The 19,780-nt window shown below is 66.9% G+C and carries 20 protein-coding genes; 7 read left to right on the top strand and 13 right to left on the bottom strand.

From position 1 onward, the window contains the following. The first annotated feature begins 30 nt into the window (after positions 1-30). Positions 31-945, top strand: a complete 915-nt coding sequence (ubiA, locus tag ACI3K3_RS14485) for a 4-hydroxybenzoate octaprenyltransferase (RefSeq protein WP_404914832.1) — start codon at positions 31-33, stop codon at positions 943-945. Between the two features lie 18 nt (positions 946-963). Here ubiA and ACI3K3_RS14480 read toward each other — a convergent pair whose 3' ends face one another. After that, positions 964-1,335 carry a VOC family protein gene (locus ACI3K3_RS14480; RefSeq protein WP_404914830.1) on the bottom strand — a complete coding sequence of 124 codons (372 nt, stop codon included), beginning with the start codon at positions 1,333-1,335 and terminating at the stop codon, positions 964-966. A 144-nt stretch (positions 1,336-1,479) separates the two neighbouring features. Between ACI3K3_RS14480 and soxR the strand changes: the two genes are divergently transcribed. Then, positions 1,480-1,920, top strand: coding sequence for a redox-sensitive transcriptional activator SoxR (gene soxR, locus ACI3K3_RS14475; RefSeq protein ID WP_404914828.1), 441 nt, complete (start codon positions 1,480-1,482; stop codon positions 1,918-1,920). Here the strand turns inward: soxR and ACI3K3_RS14470 are convergent. The 5 genes from ACI3K3_RS14470 to ACI3K3_RS14450 all read right to left on the bottom strand — a co-directional run bounded on the left by ACI3K3_RS14470 (position 1,913) and on the right by ACI3K3_RS14450 (position 8,312). Further along, positions 1,913-2,446 (bottom strand): hypothetical protein, encoded by a 534-nt coding sequence (locus ACI3K3_RS14470; protein ID WP_404914826.1) that lies wholly within the window; start codon positions 2,444-2,446, stop codon positions 1,913-1,915. The genes soxR and ACI3K3_RS14470 overlap by 8 nt on opposite strands. A 3-nt stretch (positions 2,447-2,449) precedes the next feature. Then, positions 2,450-5,887 (bottom strand): chromosome segregation SMC family protein, encoded by a 3,438-nt coding sequence (locus ACI3K3_RS14465; RefSeq protein WP_404914824.1) that lies wholly within the window; start codon positions 5,885-5,887, stop codon positions 2,450-2,452. A 33-nt stretch (positions 5,888-5,920) separates the two neighbouring features. Continuing rightward, positions 5,921-6,697, bottom strand: a complete 777-nt coding sequence (locus tag ACI3K3_RS14460; protein WP_404914822.1) for a DsbA family protein — start codon at positions 6,695-6,697, stop codon at positions 5,921-5,923. Positions 6,698-6,975: 278 nt separating this feature from the next. Continuing rightward, positions 6,976-7,710: a DsbA family protein gene (locus ACI3K3_RS14455; protein WP_404914819.1), complete on the bottom strand. Its 735-nt coding sequence runs from the start codon at positions 7,708-7,710 to the stop codon at positions 6,976-6,978. Next, a complete protein-coding gene (locus tag ACI3K3_RS14450) occupies positions 7,710-8,312 on the bottom strand; it encodes a DUF721 domain-containing protein (protein ID WP_404914817.1) in 603 nt (200 codons plus the stop codon). Before ACI3K3_RS14450 ends, ACI3K3_RS14455 begins: the two co-directional genes overlap by 1 nt. A 29-nt stretch (positions 8,313-8,341) precedes the next feature. On the opposite strand from ACI3K3_RS14450, the gene ACI3K3_RS14445 reads away from it, so the two are divergent. Genes ACI3K3_RS14445 through nudC form a run of 3 tightly spaced genes read left to right on the top strand, consistent with a single transcriptional unit; the run spans position 8,342 to position 11,648 of the window. Then, positions 8,342-9,412 (top strand): A/G-specific adenine glycosylase, encoded by a 1,071-nt coding sequence (locus tag ACI3K3_RS14445; RefSeq protein WP_404914815.1) that lies wholly within the window; start codon positions 8,342-8,344, stop codon positions 9,410-9,412. Continuing rightward, on the top strand, positions 9,409-10,734 hold the full coding sequence (locus tag ACI3K3_RS14440; RefSeq protein WP_404914813.1) for a serine hydrolase domain-containing protein: 1,326 nt from the start codon (positions 9,409-9,411) through the stop codon (positions 10,732-10,734). Before ACI3K3_RS14445 ends, ACI3K3_RS14440 begins: the two co-directional genes overlap by 4 nt. Continuing rightward, a complete protein-coding gene (gene nudC / locus ACI3K3_RS14435) occupies positions 10,731-11,648 on the top strand; it encodes an NAD(+) diphosphatase (RefSeq protein ID WP_404914811.1) in 918 nt (305 codons plus the stop codon). The genes ACI3K3_RS14440 and nudC overlap by 4 nt, the downstream gene beginning before the upstream one ends. A 123-nt stretch (positions 11,649-11,771) precedes the next feature. Here the strand turns inward: nudC and ACI3K3_RS14430 are convergent, their stop codons facing one another. Both ACI3K3_RS14430 and mgtE read right to left on the bottom strand, forming a co-directional pair. Then, positions 11,772-12,173: a DUF1489 family protein gene (locus tag ACI3K3_RS14430; RefSeq protein ID WP_404914809.1), complete on the bottom strand. Its 402-nt coding sequence runs from the start codon at positions 12,171-12,173 to the stop codon at positions 11,772-11,774. A gap of 24 nt (positions 12,174-12,197) precedes the next feature. Then, a complete protein-coding gene (mgtE, locus tag ACI3K3_RS14425; RefSeq protein WP_404914807.1) occupies positions 12,198-13,634 on the bottom strand; it encodes a magnesium transporter in 1,437 nt (478 codons plus the stop codon). 271 nt (positions 13,635-13,905) lie between these two features. On the opposite strand from mgtE, the gene ACI3K3_RS14420 reads away from it, so the two are divergent. Continuing rightward, positions 13,906-14,376 (top strand): peptidylprolyl isomerase, encoded by a 471-nt coding sequence (locus ACI3K3_RS14420; protein WP_404914805.1) that lies wholly within the window; start codon positions 13,906-13,908, stop codon positions 14,374-14,376. 202 nt (positions 14,377-14,578) lie between these two features. Here ACI3K3_RS14420 and ACI3K3_RS14415 read toward each other — a convergent pair whose 3' ends face one another. The 5 genes from ACI3K3_RS14415 to ACI3K3_RS14395 form a co-directional block, all read right to left on the bottom strand. Further along, positions 14,579-15,334: a DUF2059 domain-containing protein gene (locus ACI3K3_RS14415; protein ID WP_404914803.1), complete on the bottom strand. Its 756-nt coding sequence runs from the start codon at positions 15,332-15,334 to the stop codon at positions 14,579-14,581. A gap of 129 nt (positions 15,335-15,463) precedes the next feature. Beyond that, positions 15,464-16,348 carry a LysR substrate-binding domain-containing protein gene (locus ACI3K3_RS14410; RefSeq protein WP_021233926.1) on the bottom strand — a complete coding sequence of 295 codons (885 nt, stop codon included), beginning with the start codon at positions 16,346-16,348 and terminating at the stop codon, positions 15,464-15,466. Between the two features lie 52 nt (positions 16,349-16,400). Beyond that, positions 16,401-17,324 (bottom strand): hemolysin family protein, encoded by a 924-nt coding sequence (locus tag ACI3K3_RS14405; protein ID WP_313434066.1) that lies wholly within the window; start codon positions 17,322-17,324, stop codon positions 16,401-16,403. Between the two features lie 23 nt (positions 17,325-17,347). Next, on the bottom strand, positions 17,348-17,839 hold the full coding sequence (gene ybeY, locus ACI3K3_RS14400; protein WP_404914800.1) for an rRNA maturation RNase YbeY: 492 nt from the start codon (positions 17,837-17,839) through the stop codon (positions 17,348-17,350). A 32-nt stretch (positions 17,840-17,871) separates the two neighbouring features. Then, a complete protein-coding gene (locus ACI3K3_RS14395) occupies positions 17,872-18,930 on the bottom strand; it encodes a PhoH family protein (protein ID WP_404914798.1) in 1,059 nt (352 codons plus the stop codon). 278 nt (positions 18,931-19,208) lie between these two features. Here ACI3K3_RS14395 and ACI3K3_RS14390 point away from each other — a divergent pair, with 278 nt between their 5' ends. Beyond that, a complete protein-coding gene (locus ACI3K3_RS14390; protein WP_404914796.1) occupies positions 19,209-19,700 on the top strand; it encodes an RcnB family protein in 492 nt (163 codons plus the stop codon). The last annotated feature ends 80 nt before the right edge of the window (positions 19,701-19,780 follow it).

Here is a 19,780-nt window from a genome sequence, read left to right as displayed (position 1 = left end):
GCGCCGCGCCTTTCGGCTACTCCTCCGATCGTGAGCGACTCTCTTCTCGTCCCGGATACCGAACATCGCAGCCTCGTCTCGCTGCTGCCGTCCAGCCTGCGCCCTTACGCCCTGCTTGCGCGTTTCGATCGCCCGATCGGCTGGTGGCTGCTGTTCTGGCCTTGCGTATGGGGCGTGCTGCTGGCGGGCGGCGAATCGCGATGGGGGCTGATCCTGTGGCTGCTGCTGGGCTCCATCGCCATGCGCGGCGCGGGCTGTGTGCTCAACGACATCGTCGATGCCGATCTCGACCGCAAAGTGGCACGCACGGCTTCCCGGCCGGTGGCCAGCGGGCAGGTCAGCGCAAAGGCGGCCTGGGTCTGGTTGCTGGCGCTCTGCGCGATCGGGCTGGTCGTCCTGCTCCAGTTGCGGTGGCAGGCGCAGTTGACGGCATTGGGCAGCGTGGCGCTGGTCGCTGCCTATCCTTTCATGAAGCGGATCACTTGGTGGCCGCAGGCCTGGCTGGGCATGGTCTTCACCTGGGGCGCCCTGGTCGGCTGGGTCGAGATTCGCGGAGACCAGCTTGCCGTCATGGCCGCGCTCTACGCGGGATCGATCTTCTGGTGCATCGGTTACGATACGATCTACGCGCTTCAGGATCGGGAGGATGACGCCGTCGTCGGCATCCGCTCCTCCGCCTTGCGCCTGGGCAGCCATGTTCGCGGCGGCGTCGCCGGCTTCTACGCGCTGGCGCTGGCCTTCTGGGCATTGGCGTTCTGGACCCTGCGGCAGGATTGGGTTGCGCTGGTAGGGCTGGTCCCGGTGGCGCTGCATCTCGGCTTCCAGGTCTTTACGCTCGACACCGAAAACGGCGAGAACGCACTCGCCCGCTTCCGGTCGAACCGGGATCTGGGGCTGGTGATGGCACTGGCATGCTGGGTTGTGGGCAACGCCGGAATCCTGTGATTCCGGCGCTTTCATGCGTCAGTCGTAGCTGACCATTTCGAATTCGATCCCGTCCCAATCGAAGAAGTAGAACCGCCGCCCGGGGTCGTAGTCGGCGTGGTTGAACGGCTCGAGGCCGGCGGCGATCACCACCTGCTCGGCGGCGTCGAGGTCGGTCACCACCAGGCCGACGTGGTTGAGCGGTGCGCCTTTGCCGAACCGTTCATGCGGCTTACGATCGGTGTATACCGCGATATAGCTGAAATCTCCGCCGACGTGGATCGTCTCCCCGCCATTGATGGCAGGCCCGCGCCAACGCTCGTGCCAGCCGAGCAGATCCTGCAGAAGTGTTGAACTCCGGTCGATGTCGCTGACCGTGATATTGGCGTGTTCGAGGCGGCCCTGGGCCATTTTTCGTGTCTCCTGCATATCGCCGGTCGTTCGCCGGCTTGGCATTGATGCAACCTCAAGTTAACTTGAGGTCAAGGGCAAAATGCCGCCTAAATCCGCCGCAGGCGGATTTCCAACCGTATGAAGAGGTAGCCAGAGAAATCCGTGATCCAGGATCGCTTCATATCCATCGGCTATCTGGCGCGGCGCACCGGCGTCGCGGTTTCGGCCATCCGTTTCTACGAGGACAAGGGCCTGCTCACGTCGCTGCGATCGAGCGGCAACCAGCGCCGCTTCCTGCGCTCGGACATTCGCCGGGTCAGCTTCGTGCTGATCGCGCAGAAGCTGGGGCTCGGCCTTGCGGAGATCGAGTGCGAGCTTTCCGCCCTGCCGCAAGGGCGCACGCCGACGCTGGAGGATTGGGAGCGCATCAGCGTTTCGATGCGCGAGGCGATCGATGCCAAGATCGCGCTGCTGGAACTGACGCGCCGCAAGCTGGACGAATGCATCGGCTGCGGCTGCCTGAGCCTGGCGAAATGCCGCCTCTACAATCAGGGCGACGAGGCCGGCGCGCAGGGGCCGGGGCCGCGCTTCGTGCTCAAGTAGCTTCGGCGGCCCGACGGATCGAGGCAAGGATACGCCTGCGGATAAGCCCGCTGACGGGACGGATCAACAGCCAGTAGGGCCGGAAGCGTCGGAGCGAAGCGTCGTCCGGGCAGAGCACTCTCGTCTGCGTGGTGAGGCGATGGATGCCGCCGCCTTCGTACGCAACTTCAAAGCCGAGGGCCAGACGCGGTACGTTCGCTTCGTCGAAGGCCTTGAAGGCATCGCCGTCAGCGAATTTTCGCAGACCATAGTCGGCCTGCCAAAACTGTCCGATCAAACCGTAGACAAGGGATCGGTCGGTACGCTCCAGCACTGTGAAGTTCCGCATTCCGAAGGGCTCGCTGCCGCGTAGACCGAGCAGGCGGGCCGGAATTTCACGAAGGCCGATCATGGTGCGGAAGAAAGCGTCATGCTCCGGCTTGTAGGCCGCCGCCGCGTCGATGATCGCCGCCGCATCGGCCGCGATCCGGCAGGAATGGGTTTCCGAGAACTGGAAACGCGGCAGATAGTTGTCGATTGACGGCACGGCCTATTCCGCCGCCAGCAGTTCCTCGGCCCCTACAAGATCGACGCTCACCAGGCGCGAGATGCCCTTTTCCACCATGGTCACGCCGAACAGGCGGTGCATGCGGCTCATCGTCACGGCATTGTGGGTGACGATCAGGTAGCGCGTGTCGGTTTCCTGCGTCATCGCTTCGAGCAGGTCGCAGAAGCGCTCGATATTGGCATCGTCCAGCGGCGCGTCGACTTCGTCCAGCACGCAGATCGGCGCGGGATTGGTGAGGAACAGCGCGAAGATCAGGGCGACGGCGGTAAGCGCCTGCTCGCCGCCCGAAAGCAGCGTCAGCGACTGGAGGCGCTTACCGGGTGGCTGGGCGAAGATCTCCAGCCCCGCTTCCAGCGGATCGTCCGAATCGACGAGCGCGAGGTGGGCCTGGCCGCCCTGGAACAGGCGGGTGAAGAGGCGGCGGAAATGGCCGTCCACGGCTTCGAAAGCGGCGCGCAGGCGTTCGCGGCCCTCGCGGTTGAGATTGCCGATCGAGCCGCGCAACCGGTTCACCGCTTCGGCCAGCTCGGCCTTCTCGGTAATGCTGGTGCCGAGCTGTGCTTCGGCTTCGGCCAGTTCTGTCGCCGCGACGAGGTTGACCGGGCCGATGCGCTCGCGGTCGGCCATGAGCCGCTCCATGGCCGCCATCTCGTCCTCCGCGGCGCCGACATCGGCGGGCGCGAAGGCGAAGCGTTCGGGCAGGACCGGCGGCGGGCACTGGAAGCGCTCGCCCGAGATGCGGGTCATCTCGATGCGGCGACCATCCTCGTTTTCGGCGCGGGCGGCGGCTCCGGCGCGGTTCTCTCGCGCGCTGGCGAGCTTTTCCTGCGCGGCGGCGAGCGCGGCATCGGCCTTGCGGGCGGCGTCGGTCACGAAAGCGACGGCGGCCTCCGCCTTGCCCAGTTCCTCGGCAATGCGGTTGCGCACCGCTTCGCCCTGCTCGATCTGTTCCATCAGCGAGGCGGGCTTGGCGGCGATGACGGCGCGTTCGGTCTCGATTTCCTCAAGCCGCCCGGCCATCTGGGCGAGGCGGTTGGCGGCATCCCCGGCGCGCGACTGCCAGTTGCGGATATCGCCGCGCTGCGATCCCGTGCGTTCGCGGGCGACGGCCAGGGCCTGATCATGCGAGGCGAGGGTCGCGGTGGATATCTGGAGCGTGGCGCGGGCGGCGTCGTTCTTTTCGCGCGCGGCTATCAGCCCGGCGCGGCCCTTTTCGGGATCGGGCAGGGCAGAGCGCTTGCCTTCGGCCAGGGCGATGTCGCGTTCGGCGGCATGACGCTGCTCGGCCAGATCGCCCAGGGCGCGATCCAGTTCGGCGCGGCGAGCCTGGTGACGCTGGCGGGCGTCTTCGGCCTGATCGGCGGCGCGCAGGGCGGCGCGCTCGGCATTGGCGGCATCGGCGATCGTGCGCTCGGCGGCGACCACGGCGGCGGCATGGGCGGAGAGTTCCTGCTGCACCGCGCCCTGCCGCGTCTCGGCGGCGGCAAGTGCTTCGCGCAGCGGCGGTAGCTGGGCTTCGAGGTCGGCAAAGCGGTTTTCCGCTTCGAGCCGGGCCGCTTCGGCGGCGCCTTCGCCGCGCGCGACGAAGCCGTCCCAGCGACGCAAGGCGCCCGCACGGGTAACCAGCCATTCGCCCTTGCCGAGTTCGCGGCCGTCGTCTTCCTCGGCCATGTGGACGAGGGCGAGGCGCGCCGCCAGTCCGGGCGGGCACTGGGTGACGTGGGCGGTAAGGCTGTCCGGCACCGGTGCGGGGGCTTCGGCTCCGGTCCAGAACCGGCCGTCGGCCCCGGCGACTTCGCCCAGCGGCGCCTTGGCATCGCGGCCAAGCACGGCGGCGAGGGCGCGCTCGTATCCCGGCGCGGCCCGCACCGCGTCGATGGCGACGGGCAGGCCATGCGCGGCTTTTGCGCCCTTGGCGCGGGCCTCGCGGTCCTTGGTGAGGGCGGAATGTTCGCGCTCTATGCCGGTAAGGTCGGCACGGGCGGCGGCGAGCGCCGAGGCGGCGGCATCGCGCTCGCCCTGAAGCTCGGCCTTGCGGGCCTGCTGCGCCTCCAGCCCCTCGCGCGCGGCGGCGAGGGCGGCGGTGGCTTCCTCGCCGCGGGCGCGCGCTTCGGTGACGGCCTTTTCGAGATCGCCGGCAGCCTCCAGCGCCTGAACCTGGGCTTCGAGCCGGGCGGCTTCGGCGGCGAGCCGATCGAGACGGCTCTTCGCCTGCGCCAGTTCGGCTTCGGCAATGCGCCACTCGGCCTCGACCCCGGCCTGCGCGGCGGTGGCCTGCGCCAGATCGAGTTCGGCGGTACGGGCAGCGCGTTCGGCGCCTTCCAGGGCATTGGCAAGGCGCGGGCGCTGGGCCTCGTCCTGTTCGAGCTGCTTCGCCCCTTCCGCCAGATCGCGTTCCAGCCGGGCGAGGGCCTCGGCGGCATCGCGAGTCATGCGGTCGGCATCACCGCGATCTTCGTCAAGGCGCGTTTTCTGGCGGTCCAAATCCCTGAGGCGCTGTTCGGCGGCTTCGAGCTGGCTGGTGAGCGTGGCCATGCGGTGGCCCTGTGCGCTGGCGTCGTCGCGGCGGTCGGCGAGTTCGTCGCGCGCTTCCACCAGCGCCTCGGCCGCCTTGGCCTGGGCATCCTGCGCCAGCTTCGCGGCGTCCTGCGCCTCGCTCACGCGGGCTTCGGCGCCTTGCGCGTCCTTCTTCGCCACCTCGGCAGCCTGCGCGGCATCGCGCCAGCGGGCGAAGACCAGCCGCGCTTCGGCCAGGCGGATATCGTCCGACAGCGCCTTGTAGCGCTCGGCGGCCTTTGCCTGGCGGCGCAGGCCCGCGACCTGCTTGTCCAGTCCGGCCATGAGGTCTTCGAGGCGTGAAAGGTTGGCCTCGGTGGCGCGCAGCTTCTGCTCGGCGTCCTTGCGGCGCACATGGAGGCCGGCAATACCTGCCGCCTCTTCCAGCATGGCGCGGCGCTCGGCGGGCTTGGCGGCGATAACGGCGGCGATGCGGCCTTGGCTGACGAGTGCCGGACTGTGCGCGCCAGTGGCGGCGTCCGCAAAGACCAGCGAGACGTCCTTGGCGCGCACGTCGCGGCCGTTGATGCGATAGGCACTGCCGGCGCCGCGCTCGATGCGGCGGACCACTTCCAGTTCCTCGCGCACGCCCTGCGCGTCGGGGGCGGCATCGGCCTGGAGGACGACTTCGGCAAAGGCGCGGGGCGGGCGCGTGGCGGTGCCCGCGAAGATCACGTCCTCCATGCCGCCGCCGCGCATCGACTTGGCCGAGCTTTCGCCCATGACCCAGCGGATCGCTTCGAGCAGGTTGGACTTGCCGCAGCCGTTGGGGCCGACCACGCCGGTCAGCCCCGGTTCGATGCGCAGTTCCGCAGGCTCGACGAAACTCTTGAAACCGCTGAGCTTGAGCCGTTTTATGCGCATCTTGTCTGGTTCAATTCATGGCGGCGGCGCGGATCAGCGCGCGCCGGCTTCCTGGAGCTTGGGTTCGAGTTCCTTCCAGCCCATGGAGCCGACGACCGTGCCGTTGATGATGAAGGTGGGCGTGCCGTTGATGTTCAGCTCGCTCGTCGCCTTCTGGGTCTGGTCGGCAAGGGCCTTGGCCTTGGCGGTGTCGGCAAGGCAGGCCTTGGCCTGATCGCGCGAGATCCCGCGCGAGGCGAAGAATTCGGTCATGCCGCCGACTTCGGCGATCGCCACCATCTGCTGGTCGCGCGGCAGTTCTTGGATCTGCTTCATCCGCGCGTCGCCGGCCGACTGGAGATTCTGGAACATGTTGGGCTGCCAGGCCCAGAACTGCTCGCTGAGCGGCAGCACCGCCTCGGTCGCGCCGCAAGTGGCGAGCAGCGAGGCCGGGATGTCGAAGGCGTTGAGCATGAAGTAGCGCAGTTCGTAGCTGACGCGCCCGCTGGCGACATAGTCGTCGCGCAGCTTTTCGAAGCTCTCATGCGCGAATTCGGCGCAGTGCGAGCAGGACAGGGCGCCATATTCTACGAGCTTGATCGGCGCGTCCGGATTGCCGATGCGGTAGCCGCCCTCGGGTGTCTTGACCACGGTGTCCGCCCAGGACTTGCCGGCGGGCGGCGCGACCTTGGGCAGGGCCTGTTCCGACTTGGGGGCTTCGGTCGATCCGGCTTCCTTGCCGCACGAGGCGAGGCCGAGCGCGAGCGGCGCGGCGATCATGCCGAGGGCGATGGCGCGCAGGGGGATGCGCAGGGCGGTCTTGCGGATCATATCGACGAATCCTTGGGTTTGAAGGCGGGGAAACTAGCGGAACGGGCGCTCGGATAACAGCGCACGGGGGCGTGCAAAGGGGCGCTTTCCCACAGGAATGCGGGAGGTAAGCTCGTTTGAAAATCCGCCGCAGGCGGATTTTGGCGGCACCGGCCCCGTTGGGTATAGGCACCCCCACCCGACCTCCCATCTAGGATACACTGAATGGGAGGTCGGGTGGGGGCGTGGGCCGGTGCCGCATCAAAAATGACCGTTAAGGGCATTTTTCAGGAAGAGTCTCAGATCGCGCCCTTGTGCTTGGCGGCCATCTGCGCGGTGATTTCCTTGGAGAGACCGGCCCAGTCGTGCGCGTCGAGCAGCTTGCCATTGAGGACGAAGCTGGGGGTGGACTCGACGCCGAACTGGGCGACAGCGGCCTGCTGCTTCTTGATCGTCTCGAATACGGCGGTGTTGGCGAAGCAGGCGTCGGCCTGGGTGCGGCTCATGCCCCAGGCGGCGACGCGGGTGTAGAAGTCCAGGTCGGTGGCGATGGCCTTCATGCGTTCGGGCAGGGCGCCCTGATACCAGCGCTTCTGCTGTTCCTCACCCATCTTCTCCAGTTTGCCCATCCAGGCGTCCTGGCTGGCGAGGAAGGCGTTGTGGCGCTGGAAGAAGCGCTTGGGATCGCCGCAGGTGGTGAGCATCGAGATCGTCAGGTCGATCGGGTTGCGCAGCAGGCTGGTTACGGTGACGCCGATCTGGCCCTTGGGCACCAGCGTCAGGCGCAGCGCCGGATCGGCCTCGCGGTTGAAGTGCGCGCAGTGCGGGCAGGTATAGCTGACGAATTCGCGAAGCTGCATCTCGGCCTTGGGATTGCCGTACATATGGCTGCCGTCGGCAGTGACGACGATCTGGTTCGCCCAGTTCGATGCCGGGTTGGCTGTCGGCGCCAAAGGCTTGTGGGCCGGCTTGGTGGCAGCGACGCTCAGCAGGGCGACGGTGGCGATTGCGGCGAGACGCGAGATGGACTTCATCACTGCTTTTCCTGGTTTTCCTGGTTGCCGAGGCTTCGGGCCAGCGATTCGAGCACCGCGCGAAGTTCGGGGTCGCCGATGTCGCGCAGCGATTCGCCCAGTTCGAAGGGTACGGGCTTGAGCGAGGGCGGAGCCGCCTTGGGGCGCGTGGCAGGGGGCGCCTTAACCTCGCCTTGCCGGATCTTCACCTTGGCGACGGCCTTGTAGCCGAAGAAGCGGTTCACCCGCTCCATGATCTCGGGCACGACATGCTGGATCATCGGCGCATGGGCAGCCAGCACCACCAGTTGGAGAATGCCGTCGCACTTCTCTCCGGGCGGGAAGCGGATCGATTCGGGCGCGCAGACGCGGGCATGGCGCAGGCCGACGATCTCTGGCCAGCGCGTCACCACGCTCGATTGCACGAAGCCGAAGCGGCGGAACGCGGTGCGGCCCACTTCGGGCATGAGGTCGGATATCTGGCGCGCCTGACCGCCGCGCGGCCGCTCGAAGCGCTTGGGGGCATCGGCAGCCTTGCTGCTTTTGCCCGCAGCCGTGCTCTTGCCCGCGCGCTTGGGGGGCGAGCCCGTCTTTTCCGTTCCTTTGCTCGGATGCCGTTCCATTGTGGGCGCTCCAATGCCATAGGGCGCTGATGGACGCCAGCCGCGATACGATCCCATCCCACGTTCCGGGCAAGGTTCTCGACTGGTACGATGCCCATGCCCGCACCCTGCCGTGGCGGGCGCCACCGGGCACGGCGGCTCCCGATCCTTACCGCGTCTGGCTTTCCGAGGTCATGCTCCAGCAGACCACCGTGGCGGCGGTTAAGGACTATTTCGCGAAGTTCACGAATCGCTGGCCCACCGTAACCGATCTGGCCGCAGCGCCTGATGAGGAGGTCATGGCAGCCTGGGCGGGCCTCGGCTACTATGCCCGCGCCCGCAATCTGCTCGCCTGCGCCCGCGAAGTGGCGGTGCGGGGCGGCATTTTCCCCGACACCGAGGAAGGCCTTCGCGCCCTACCGGGGCTGGGCGCCTATACCGCCGCCGCCGTCGCCGCGATCGCCTTCGGCCGCCGCGCCGTGGTGGTGGACGCCAATGTCGAGCGCGTGGTGACGCGACTCTTCGCGCTGGATGATCCGCTGCCGGGATCACGTCCCGCAATCCGCGCGCTTACCGATACGATCACCCCCGAACGCCGTGCCGGAGACTTCGCGCAGGCGCTGATGGACATGGGCGCAACCGTCTGCACCACCCGCGCGCCGCGCTGCCTGCTCTGCCCGATCGCGGCTGACTGCCGGGCCCGGGCCATGGGCGAGCCGGAGCGTTTCCCGGTGAAGGCGCCGAAGAAGGCCAGGCCCACGCGGCAGGGCCGTGCCTTCTGGATCGAGCGCGACGAGCGGGTCTGGCTGGTGCGCCGGGCGGGCAAGGGCATGCTCGGCGGGATGCGCGCGCTGCCCGACGACGGCTGGTCCGCGCGCGCCGATGGCCACGGCGAGCCACCGATCGCGGGGCGCTGGGAAAGTGCCGGCCGGGTCGGCCACGTCTTCACGCATTTCGCGCTGGAACTGGGGCTTTCCGTTCATCTCGGCGATTTGCGGTGCGATCCACCCATGGATCCTCCGGGCGAAGGCGAGTGGTGGCCTCTCGACCGGCTGGAAGAGGCCGGGCTGCCCACGCTTTTCGCCAAGGCGGCGCGCCTTGCGCTGGCCGTGCCGGCATGACGGAAATACGAGAGCGGCTGACGGTCTCGCTCGACCGGCGCTTGGTGCTGTGCATGGCCGCTGCCGCCGGGATCGGCACCGCGCTCATGCCGCGCCTGGCCTGGGCCGCAGCGCAGCAGGAAAGCCTGGGCCGGGTGCGGGCACTGGTGGAGCGCTGGACGGGGACCGCCGACAAGCCCGGCGTCTTCCCAGGCCTCGTCACCTCGCTTGGATTGCCGGGGCGAGAGGCGGAATTCGTCGCGCGCGGCACGCAGGGCTTTACCGACGGCACGCCGGTTTCGGCGGACAGCCTTTTCCGCATCTACTCGATGACCAAGCCGATCACCGGGATCATGGCGATGCAGCTGGTGGCGGAGGGTCGCCTGGGGCTCGACCAGCCGGTGCGCGACGTGCTGCCGAAGTTCGCGTCGATGCAGGTGCAGGATCGCTATGACGGCTCGCTTTCCGCGCTGCACCCGGCGCCGCATGCCATCACCATGCGGCACTTGCTTACCCATACTGCGGGGCTCGGCTATTCGATCGTGCAGACCGGCCCGATCCGCGAAGTGATGCAGGCCAAGGGGCTTGCCGCCGGGCAGATCAGCCGTCTCAAGGTGCCGGGCCTTACCGATGGCGTGCCTGCGCCAAGCCTCGCGCTCTTCGCGGACCGGCTTGCGGAAGTGCCGCTGGTCTACGATCCGGCGACGCACTGGAGCTATTCGCTCGGGCTCGACCTGATGGGCCGGATCATCGAGGTCGTCACCGGTCGTCCCTTCGACGTCCATCTGCAAGAGGCGCTGTTCGAACCGGCGGGGATGACCAGCACCTTCTTCCAGGTTCCCACCAGCCAGGGCCATCGCCTGACCACCAATTACGGCGCGCTTGGCGAAGTGCTGGTGCCGATCGACGAGCCGCGCAATTCGGTCTTCCTCGGCAGGCCGGCGTTCCCCTTCGGCGGCTCCGGCCTTGTCAGCAGCCCGCGCGACTACGATCGGTTCCTCCGCTTGCTGTCCCAGCGCGGGACGCTGGACGGCCGCCGCGTGCTGGCGGAAAGCGCGGTCGTCACCGGCACCGGCGACCTGCTGCCGCCCGGCGTGAAGCTTGCCGCGATGCTGCCTGCGGGCAGCGGGTTCGGCGCGGGCGGGCGCGTGGGCAAGGGCGCGGAGGCGGGGATCTTCGGCTGGTCCGGCGCGGCGGGAACGGTGGGCATGGTGGACATGGTCCGCAGCCTGCGCTCTCAGCTTTTCGCGCAGTTCATGCCGCCGAACGCCTTCGACCTGATCCCTCAATTCCAGACCGCGCTGAAGGCCGATGTCATGGCCCTGCTGGAGACGCAGACTTGAGTACCACCGCCCCGATTACGAAACTGCTTCCCGTCGCTTTCGCCGGATCGCACCTCGATCGCGCCGACCATATTCGTAGCGATCCGGCGGCGCTGCTCGCCTTGCAAAGCAGCGCGGCGCGGCTGCTGCGGCTCGACGGGCTGGACGCCGTGCTGAAGGATGACGGCGCGCTCGTCTGGGGAACGCTTGCCGAGGCCGAGCCGGGCAGCGAGATGATCTTCCTCGGCCTCGATGGCACGGTGCCCTGTTTCGCGGAAGTGCCGCCGGTGACGCCGCAGGGCGGCCCCCATGCCTCGCCGGTCAACTGGCACGCCATGGCGGTGCTCGATCCCGGCGAGCTGGCGGCCTATGGCGGCGCGCGCTCGCTGGTGAGCTGGCACGCGCGGCACCGCCACTGCGCGGTCTGCGGCCATCCCACCGTTCTTGCCAAGGGCGGCTGGCAGCGGTCCTGCACCAACATCGATTGCGGCGCGGAGCATTTCCCGCGCGTCGATCCCGTGACGATCATGCTGGTGGAACACCAGGGCCGCGCCCTGCTGGGCCGCCAGCCGCGCTTTCCCGAAGGTCGCTATTCGACGCTCGCCGGTTTCGTGGAGCCGGGCGAATCGGTGGAAGAGGCTGTCGCGCGCGAGATCCACGAGGAAGCGGGGCTAAGGGTGCGCGATGTGACTTACGTGGCGAGCCAGCCCTGGCCGTTCCCCTCCTCGCTGATGATCGGCTGCCACGCCGTGGCGGACGACGATGCCATCACCATCGACGAAACCGAGCTTGAGGACGTCCGCTGGTTCACCCGCGACGAGGTGGTGGAGGCGCTGGATGCCATCGATCGGGGCGAAAACGGCAAGGCTTTCGGCGCTCCGCCCGCTCATGCGATCGCCCATGTGCTGATGCGCTGGTGGGTGGACCGTGGGTAAGAGGTTGGCAGAATGCCGTCGTCCCGGATTTGATCCGGGACCGCTGGCCGAGCCGCGCCTTGCTCGCGGGGGAGTGCCTAAAGAACTGACAGCGGTCCCGGATCAGGTCCGGGACGACGTGGGCTAGACCAGGCCCAGCTTCGCCAGTTCCCGCGCCATGGCGGGCGGCATGGCGTCGCCCGCCGTCTCGCCTTCGCCAAGGTCGCGCGGGGCGTCCTTCTCTGCAAGATAGCGCCAGCCCTGATGGGCGCGCTTGGGTTGGGTGACGACCGGGATCAATCTGGGCGCGAGGCGGATGTGCCAGCGCCCGTCGTCGCGCTGCTCGAAGCCCAGGATCGGTGAGCGGCCGATCAGCGCATGTTCGTAGATCCAGTAGAGCGAGCCGCCGACCATCTCCTCCTGCCGCTTGGGCAGGTAGCGGGTGGTCAGGCGCGCTTCGCCGATGTCTCCGTGGCTTTCCAGCCAGGCGCGCAGATCCGCCGGGCTCTCGGCGGAAAAGGCGATCTTGGTCATGTGCAGCGGCATGGCGACTAGATAGGGATCGGTGGTTCAGCCCACCAGACCGGAAACCGTCGCAAGGCCGAGGAAAACAAGGAAGCCCATCGAATCCGTCGTCATCGTGACGAAGATGGACGAGGCGATGGCCGGGTCCGCCTTGAAACGCTCCAGCGTCAGCGGCACGAAGACGCCGGCCATGCCCGCGATCAGGATGTTGGTCATCATGGCCATGGCGATGACCAGGCCCAGTATCACGTTGCCGAAGATCAGGCTGACCACGATGCCGATGACGACCGCGATCGTGCAGCCGTTGAGCAGGGCGATCGACATCTCGCGCCGCACCGCGCGCCAGGCGTTGGAGGCGGTGAGCTGGTTGGTGGCGAGGGCGCGAACCGTCACCGCCAGCGTCTGGGTGCCGGCATTGCCGCCCAGGCCGGCGACGATCGGCATGAGCGTGGCCAGCGCCACCATCTTCGAGATCGTACCCTCAAACATCGCGATCACCGCGGAGGCGAGGGTGGCGGTAAGCAGGTTGGCGATCAGCCAGCGCACGCGGGCGGAATAGGCGTCACGGATCGGCTCGTTGATGTCGCCGTCGCCCGCACCGGACAGCAGCAGGGTATCCTCGCCCGCTTCTTCCTGGATGATGTGGACGATATCGTCGACGGTGATCTGGCCGATCAGCCGCCCGGCATCGTCGACCACCGCCGCCGAGATCAGCGCGTATTTCTGGAAGCGCAGCGCGACTTCTTCCTGGTCCATGTCGGCCGGGATCAGCGTCTGGTCACGCGCCATCACGTCGTAGAGCGGGATGTTGCGCGGGGTGCGCAGGATCCACGAGAGCGCGCAGGTGCCGATCGGGCGGTGCATCGGATCGACGATGAACACTTCCCAGAACTCGGTGGGCAGTTCGCGGTGTTCGCGCAGGAAGTCTATGAGATCGCCCACGGTCATCGATTCGTGGACGGCCACGAAATCGCGGCTCATCAGGCGCCCGGCGGATTCCTCGGGGTAGGACAACGCCGTTTCGATGGCGGCGCGGTCTTCCGGCTCCATCTCGGCCAGGACGGCCTGCTGGTCCTCCTCGTCGAGGTCTTCCAGCATCGCGACGGCATCGTCGGTGTCGAGCTGCTCGGCGATCTCGGCGACGACTTCGGCGGGCAGCGCCTCCATCAGCGCCTCGCGCACCCAGTCGTTCATCTCGGCGATGACTTCCACGCCCATCAGGTCGCGGATGGCGCGGGCGAGGCCTAGGCGCTCGTTCTCGTCCATCAGCTCGAACAAGTCGGCGATGTCGGCGGGGTGGAGCGGTTCGACAAGGTCGTAGACGCGCTCGAAGTCCTGCTCGTCCAGCGCGTCCTTCACGCTGCGGACGAATTCGGCCTTCAGGCGGTTGTCGTCGTCGAGGGATTCGGACTCGGGCACATCGAGACGCGCGGCGTCTTCCGCCTGTTCCGCCGGGTCGTGCTTGAGGTCCGTTTCGCTCATCCGGGCGGGTCTACGCAGCTATTTCGCGATTGCAACAGGCGGGCAAAAATTCGTCGTCCCGGACTTGATCCGGGACCGCTGGCAAGGACCAGCCCACCTCGCAGCAGCGCGCCCTGCCGCTACCTTGCGCCTCAAGTATTGCCAGCGGTCCCGGATCGGGTCCGGGACGACGTTTATCTCGGACGTCCCGGCGTGACATTGCCGCGCCAGTGCCTATATCGGGCGGCGATGCCCCACCGGCGCCGATCCGCGCCGGCAGAAGGAGACTGCAATGGCTGACGAATACCTGACTTTCACGCTCGACACCGGCAACGGTGAAGGCGGCGACGTGAAGATCAAGCTGCGTTCCGACCTGGCCCCCGGCCACGTAGAGCGTATCAAGGAACTGACCGGCGAAGGCTTCTACGACGGCATCAAGTTCCACCGCGTGATCCCCGGCTTCATGGCGCAGGGCGGCTGCCCCAACGGCACCGGCATGGGCGGTTCGGACAAGCCGGACCTCAAGGCCGAATTCAATGCCGAGCCGCATGTGCGCGGCGTGTGCTCGATGGCCCGCACCAGCGCGCCGCACTCGGCCAACAGCCAGTTCTTCATCTGCTTCGACGATGCCCGCTTCCTGGACAACCAGTACACCGTCTGGGGCCAGGTCGTCGAAGGCATGGAACTCGTGGACGCGCTGCCCAAGGGCGAGCCGCCGCGCGAGCCCGGCAAGATCGTCAAGGCGACGATCTCGGAAGGCTGATCCTTTCCGAACGCCTGAAATGAGAAGAGGCGGCTCCGTGAGGAGCCGCCTTTTTTTGTTTGGCTTCATCGTCGTCCCGGACCTGATCCGGGACCGCTGTCAGTCCTTTAGGCGCAAGCTGGCGTCAGGGCGCCCTGTTTCGAGGTGGGCTGTTCATTGCCAGCGGTCCCGGATCAAGTCCGGGACGACGGGGTGGATTGACCTATTCCGCTTCCGCCTTGGCTTTCTCGTCCTTCTCCAGCTGTGCCTCGGAAACGCCGAGCAGCTTGGCGAGGCGGGCCCTCTCGCTCTTGGAAAGATCGGCGTAGGCGCGCGGCTCGGGGAGGGTGGCGCTGGCGGCCTTCACTTTTTCCACGATGGCGGGCATCTGCTCCATCAGCTTGGGCACGAATCCCTGCATCTTCGCCATGACTTCCGGCGACATCATGACCAGATAGGAATCGGCGGCATAGGCCTTGCCGGTAGGCGTCGCGAAGAAGGTGTTCAGTTCGCCCAGCTGCGCGGTGGTGTAGCGGCCGGCGTAGGCCTGCGTCAGCCCCTCGCGGATGCCCGGCTCCACCTGGGTCATCAGCGGGATCATCTCGTTCATCATCGTGCGGGTGGAGATCTGCATGCGCTGCTTGAACGCCGGATCGTAGATCTGCATAATCTCTTCCATCGAGGCCTCACCCAGCTTCTCGGTGTTCACCCCGCTGAGGCCGGCAAGCTGCTTGAGCGGCAGTTTCATGGTGGAATCCATGATGGAGTCCATCATCTTGTCGAGGGTGCCGTTCATCAGCCGGGCGTAAGTGCCGAGCGGAAATACGTAATCCACCGTCTGGCGCGCCGCTGCGATCCGTGCGGGATCGGTGACGGGCGCCGCGATCGCCGGGGCCTTCTGGGCGGGCTCGGCGGCAAGGACCGGCATGGCCGAGGCAAAGGAGGCCGCAACGGCGGCTGAAAAGAAAACGAAACGCATGGCGGAGCCCCCGGACAGTCGGAAAATTCGCGCGATCATATCGCGAAGTGCCTGTCAGGGGAATGAAATCGCCCGTTATGTTGCAAAAGCGCCGTCCCCGCCTACGCAAGGACGGCAGCCGGGGCCGAGTTAGAGCCCTGCTTGCAGCAGCCACTCGTGGAAAATGCGCACGGGACGCGATTCCAGCGCCTTGGGCTTGCAGACGAACCAGTAGCGGTAGGGGCTTTCGACGTCGATGTCGAACAGCCGCGCTAGTCGGTTGTCGTGGCTGCGACGGAAGTGGTCGTCGTGCATGATCGCGATGCCCAGGCCCTGGGCGGCGGCTTCCAGAACGAGCTGGCCGGAGTCGAAGCGGTCGACCGAGGCCGGTTCCAGCTTTTCGAGCCCGATCGCGCTTTTCCAGGCGTCAAGGCTCTGCGGCAGGTCCTGGTGGATCAGGAACGTCTGCTTGGAGAGGATCGCCTCGTCGGGGACGGTGCCGATCTCGCGCGCCATCTCCTGCGAGGTGATGGCGTAGACCTTGTTGTGATCCAGCTGGATGCGATAGTAGGCCGGGTCCGGCTCGGGCGAGAGGATGATCGCCGCGTCCAGCGTGTCGCCCACGCGGTCTTCCAGGTGGGCGCCAGTATCGATGTCGATATGCAGGCGCGGGTGCAGCTTGCGCAGTTCCGGCAGGCGCGGGAAAAGGCGCTGGCCGCCGAACAGCGAGGGCACGCCGAGATGTAGACGCAGCACCTGGCCGCGATCGATCTGCGATTCCACCGCTTCTGCCAGTTCTTCCAGCTTCGGGCCGACCACGTTGTAGAAGGCCTGGCCTTCGTCGGTCAGCTTCATCGACTGGTGCTGGCGGGTGAACAGGCGCTTGCCGGTGAAGTCTTCCAGCGCGGCGACACGGCGCGACAGTGCGGAAGGCGAGAGGGCCAGCTCGTTGGCAGCGGCCTTGGCCGAACCGAGGCGGACGACGCGAACGAAGGCTTCAAGCGCGCGCAGGGGGGGGAGTCGGCGTACTGGCAATGTCTCGTCTTTTCACTCGGGGTCCGGCGCCGCCGGAAGGCGGCGCCATGGGTTAATCGGTCTCTTCGGCCATTTCCGTGACCGGAGGATGGAGACGAAGCCGCGTGACGCGGCGCTCGTCACCGTCGGTGACTTCGATGCGCCAGCCGCTGTCATGGTCAAGGACGGTGCCGACCGCGGGAACCTGCCCGGCCAGCACGAAGGCGAGGCCGCCCAGGGTGTCCACCGCTTCCTCGACTTCGGCGAGGCGCGGGTCGATCCGTTCTGCCACATCATCAAGCTCGACGCGGGCGTCGGCGTCCCAGATACCGTTCTCTTGCGAAATTAGCAACTCTTCGGGGGCGTCGTCGTGCTCGTCCTCGATGTTACCCACGATTTCCTCGACGAGATCCTCGATCGTGATGATCCCGTCGGTGCCGCTGTATTCGTCGATCACCACGGCCAGATGGGTGCGCTGGGCACGCATGTCGGCCAGCACGTCGAGCGCGCCGCGAGATTGGGGCACGTAGAGCGGCTGGCGCAGCAGGCTCGACCAGTCCTCGGGCGGCTGCTCTCCGCGCGCCAGGATCGGGAAGACGTCCTTGATGTGAATCATGCCCTTGATGGCATCGAGCGAGTCGCCGTGGACGGGCATGCGGCTGTGGCCGTGCTCGGCAAAGGCCTCGACCACTTCGGCCCAGCTGGCCGAGGCGGGGATTGCCACGATTTCGCTGCGGGGCACGGCGATATCGTCCGCATCGTGCTCGCTGAAGTGGAGCAGATTGCGCAGCATCTGCCGCTCGATCGGGGAAAGGTCGCCCCGCGCGCGGGCCTCGTCCTCGCCGTCGCCTTCATGTTCGTTGATGACGCCTTCGATCTGCGCGCGAAGCGACTGATCGCCGTCGTTCTGGAAAAGCCTCCGAAATACACGCCAAAGCGTGCCGGTACTGTCCCCGTCTCCCGAGCCGGACTCGGTGTGGCGGCCATTGTCGGCCATCGTCCTGTATTACCCCTGTAAGGTTAAGTTCTGTCGCCATATGGGTCGGCAATGCCGATGAGGGCAAGAGCCTTTGTTTCAAGGGCCTCCATCGCCTCGGCATCGTCGTCCGAAATCTCGTGGTCCAGACCGGCGAGGTGGAGCAGGCCGTGGACGATCAGGTGGCTGGCGTGGTGCTCCACCGGCACGCCCTTCTCCGCAGCCTCGCGCGCGCAGGTTTCGAAAGCGAGGGCAAGGTCGCCCAGCATCTCGGGCGGCCCGTCGGGCGCGAGATCGAGCAGGTCGGCGCGTTCGAGCATGGGGAAGGACAGCACGTTGGTCGGCTTGTCCTTGGCCCGCCATTCGCGGTTGAGGACGTGGACTTCCTCGTCCGAGGTGAACAGCAGGCTGGCCAGAAGGCGGGGATTGTCGAGTTCCGGTGCCACCTGCACCAGCGCTTCGAGCGCGGCTTCGGCAAGGTCTGCCCAGTCCGTGCTGCCGGGCCAGGGTGTTTCGATATCGATTTCGAGATCCATCCTGGCCCCTTGGCGCAATTCTATCCGATAAGCTACTCGCTCTGGGCCGGTTCGGGCTTTTGGACAGAAGGATCGACATAAGGCCCTTCATAAGCCTCGACGATCCGGCCGACGATCGGGTGGCGCACCACGTCCTGAACGGTGAAGCGGGTGACGTCGATACCGTCCACGCCTTCGAGCTTGCTTACCGCGTCGGCCAGGCCGCTCATGCGTTCGCCGCCGGGAATGTCGATCTGCCGCGGATCGCCGCAGACGACCATGCGGCTGTTCTGGCCGAAGCGGGTGAGGAACATCTTCATCTGCTCGCGCGTGGTGTTCTGCGCTTCGTCGAGGATGACGAAGGCATCGGCCAGCGTGCGGCCGCGCATGAAGGCGATCGGCGCGATCTCGATCTCTCCACTGGCGAGACGGCGTTCCACCTGTTCGGGCGGCATGCAATCATAGAGCGCGTCGTAGAGCGGGCGCAGGTACGGATCGACCTTGTCCTTCATGTCGCCGGGCAGGAAGCCCAGCTTCTCGCCCGCTTCCACGGCAGGGCGCGAGAGGATCAGGCGCTGGACCGATCCGGTCATGAGCTGGCTGACGGCCTGCGCCACGGCGAGGTAGGTCTTGCCGGTGCCTGCCGGGCCGAGCGCGAAGATCACGTCCGAACGGGCGAGCGCGCGCATATATTCGATCTGCGTGGCAGAGCGCGGCACGATCGTCTTGCGGCGGGTGCGGATCATGATCGGCGGCGCGCCGGTGTCGCCGGAGATGATGCCTTCCAGCGTCGGTTCGGCCGACATCGAAATCAGCGATTCGACGGCGCCTGCATCCAGCGCCTGACCCTGCTCCAGCCGGTGATACATGCCCTTGAGCGTGTCCCGCGCGCGGGCGACGGCGTCTTCGGGGCCCTCGATCTGGATCTTGTTGCCGCGTGCGGCAATGTAGACGCCGAGCCTGTTTTCGACCTGTACGAGGTTTGAATCGAACTGGCCGAACAGGGCCCCCAGCAAAGTCTGTTCGTCGAACTCGACTTCGACACGTGCCCGGCGGTGTGCTTCGGGCCTGAACTGCGCCGTTTCACCGGCACGTGCTGCTTTGCGGGCCATGTGCTCCTTTCAGATGAGCATGCTTTCGTTCTGCCTCGAAGATGGCTCCGCGCGTCGCGTCCTGCAAGCGGCATCTACGCGAAAATTGCTCGCTTCATCGGGGATAACCGCGCGTTTCGGCGCGCAGTGGCGGAATTGTCGCAAGACTAAGACAAACCTGAAATTTTCCTGCAAACAACATTTTAGGTCCGTTCATCTTGCAAGGTGCAAACCTGAACCCACAGACCGACAAGAGCCCTTCGAAAGGCCAGTGTCGATCGGTTCAAGGAGAAGCAACAATGCGCAAGATCATCATGGCCGCCCTGGCAGCAAGCGTCATCATCCCCACGATGGCCGTTCCGACGATGGCGTCGGCCCAGAGCCAACGCGAAGTCCGCGACAGCGCCCGCGACGTGCGCCGCGACCAGCATGACCTGCGTCAGGCCCAGCGCTACGGCGATCGCCGCGACGTCCGCGACGCCCGCCGTGACCTGAACGATTCCCGCCGCGAACTGCGCGAGGACTGGCGCGACTATCGCCAGAGCCATCGCGGCGACTTCCGCCGTCCCGCCTACCAGGGCCCGCGCGGCTACCACTATCGCCCGGTCGCCGTCGGCTACCGCTTCCAGCCGGCCTACTACGGCAGCCGCTACTGGGTGAACGACTATGGCCGCTACCGCCTGCCGGCGCCGCGTGCCGGTCACCGCTGGATCCGCTACGGCAACGACGTGGCCATGGTGAACATGCGGTCGGGCCGGGTCGTGAACGTTCACAACGGCTTCTTCTGGTAAGCCTTCATCCCCTTACAACCGCCGAGTCCCAGGCGGGTCGCGAAGAGCCTCCGGTGCAAGCCGGGGGCTCTTTTCCTTTG

The sequence above is a fragment of the Novosphingobium sp. ZW T3_23 genome, assembly GCF_044987305.1.
In the GTDB taxonomy this organism is placed as follows: Bacteria; Pseudomonadota; Alphaproteobacteria; order Sphingomonadales; family Sphingomonadaceae; genus Novosphingobium.
This window is presented reverse-complemented; position numbering and strand designations above follow the sequence as displayed.

Coding starts and splice junctions, on each gene's coding strand:
- ACI3K3_RS14480 (WP_404914830.1), bottom strand. CDS start 1,335: ATGGCCCAGGGCCGCCTCGAACACGCCAATATCACGGTCAGCGACATC.
- ACI3K3_RS14465 (WP_404914824.1), bottom strand. CDS start 5,887: ATGCGCATAAAACGGCTCAAGCTCAGCGGTTTCAAGAGTTTCGTCGAG.
- ACI3K3_RS14460 (WP_404914822.1), bottom strand. CDS start 6,697: ATGATCCGCAAGACCGCCCTGCGCATCCCCCTGCGCGCCATCGCCCTC.
- ACI3K3_RS14455 (WP_404914819.1), bottom strand. CDS start 7,710: ATGAAGTCCATCTCGCGTCTCGCCGCAATCGCCACCGTCGCCCTGCTG.
- ACI3K3_RS14450 (WP_404914817.1), bottom strand. CDS start 8,312: ATGGAACGGCATCCGAGCAAAGGAACGGAAAAGACGGGCTCGCCCCCC.
- ACI3K3_RS14445 (WP_404914815.1), top strand. CDS start 8,342: ATGGACGCCAGCCGCGATACGATCCCATCCCACGTTCCGGGCAAGGTT.
- ACI3K3_RS14440 (WP_404914813.1), top strand. CDS start 9,409: ATGACGGAAATACGAGAGCGGCTGACGGTCTCGCTCGACCGGCGCTTG.
- ACI3K3_RS14430 (WP_404914809.1), bottom strand. CDS start 12,173: ATGCCGCTGCACATGACCAAGATCGCCTTTTCCGCCGAGAGCCCGGCG.
- mgtE (WP_404914807.1), bottom strand. CDS start 13,634: ATGAGCGAAACGGACCTCAAGCACGACCCGGCGGAACAGGCGGAAGAC.
- ACI3K3_RS14420 (WP_404914805.1), top strand. CDS start 13,906: ATGGCTGACGAATACCTGACTTTCACGCTCGACACCGGCAACGGTGAA.
- ACI3K3_RS14415 (WP_404914803.1), bottom strand. CDS start 15,334: ATGCGTTTCGTTTTCTTTTCAGCCGCCGTTGCGGCCTCCTTTGCCTCG.
- ACI3K3_RS14405 (WP_313434066.1), bottom strand. CDS start 17,324: ATGGCCGACAATGGCCGCCACACCGAGTCCGGCTCGGGAGACGGGGAC.
- ybeY (WP_404914800.1), bottom strand. CDS start 17,839: ATGGATCTCGAAATCGATATCGAAACACCCTGGCCCGGCAGCACGGAC.
- ACI3K3_RS14395 (WP_404914798.1), bottom strand. CDS start 18,930: ATGGCCCGCAAAGCAGCACGTGCCGGTGAAACGGCGCAGTTCAGGCCC.
- ACI3K3_RS14390 (WP_404914796.1), top strand. CDS start 19,209: ATGCGCAAGATCATCATGGCCGCCCTGGCAGCAAGCGTCATCATCCCC.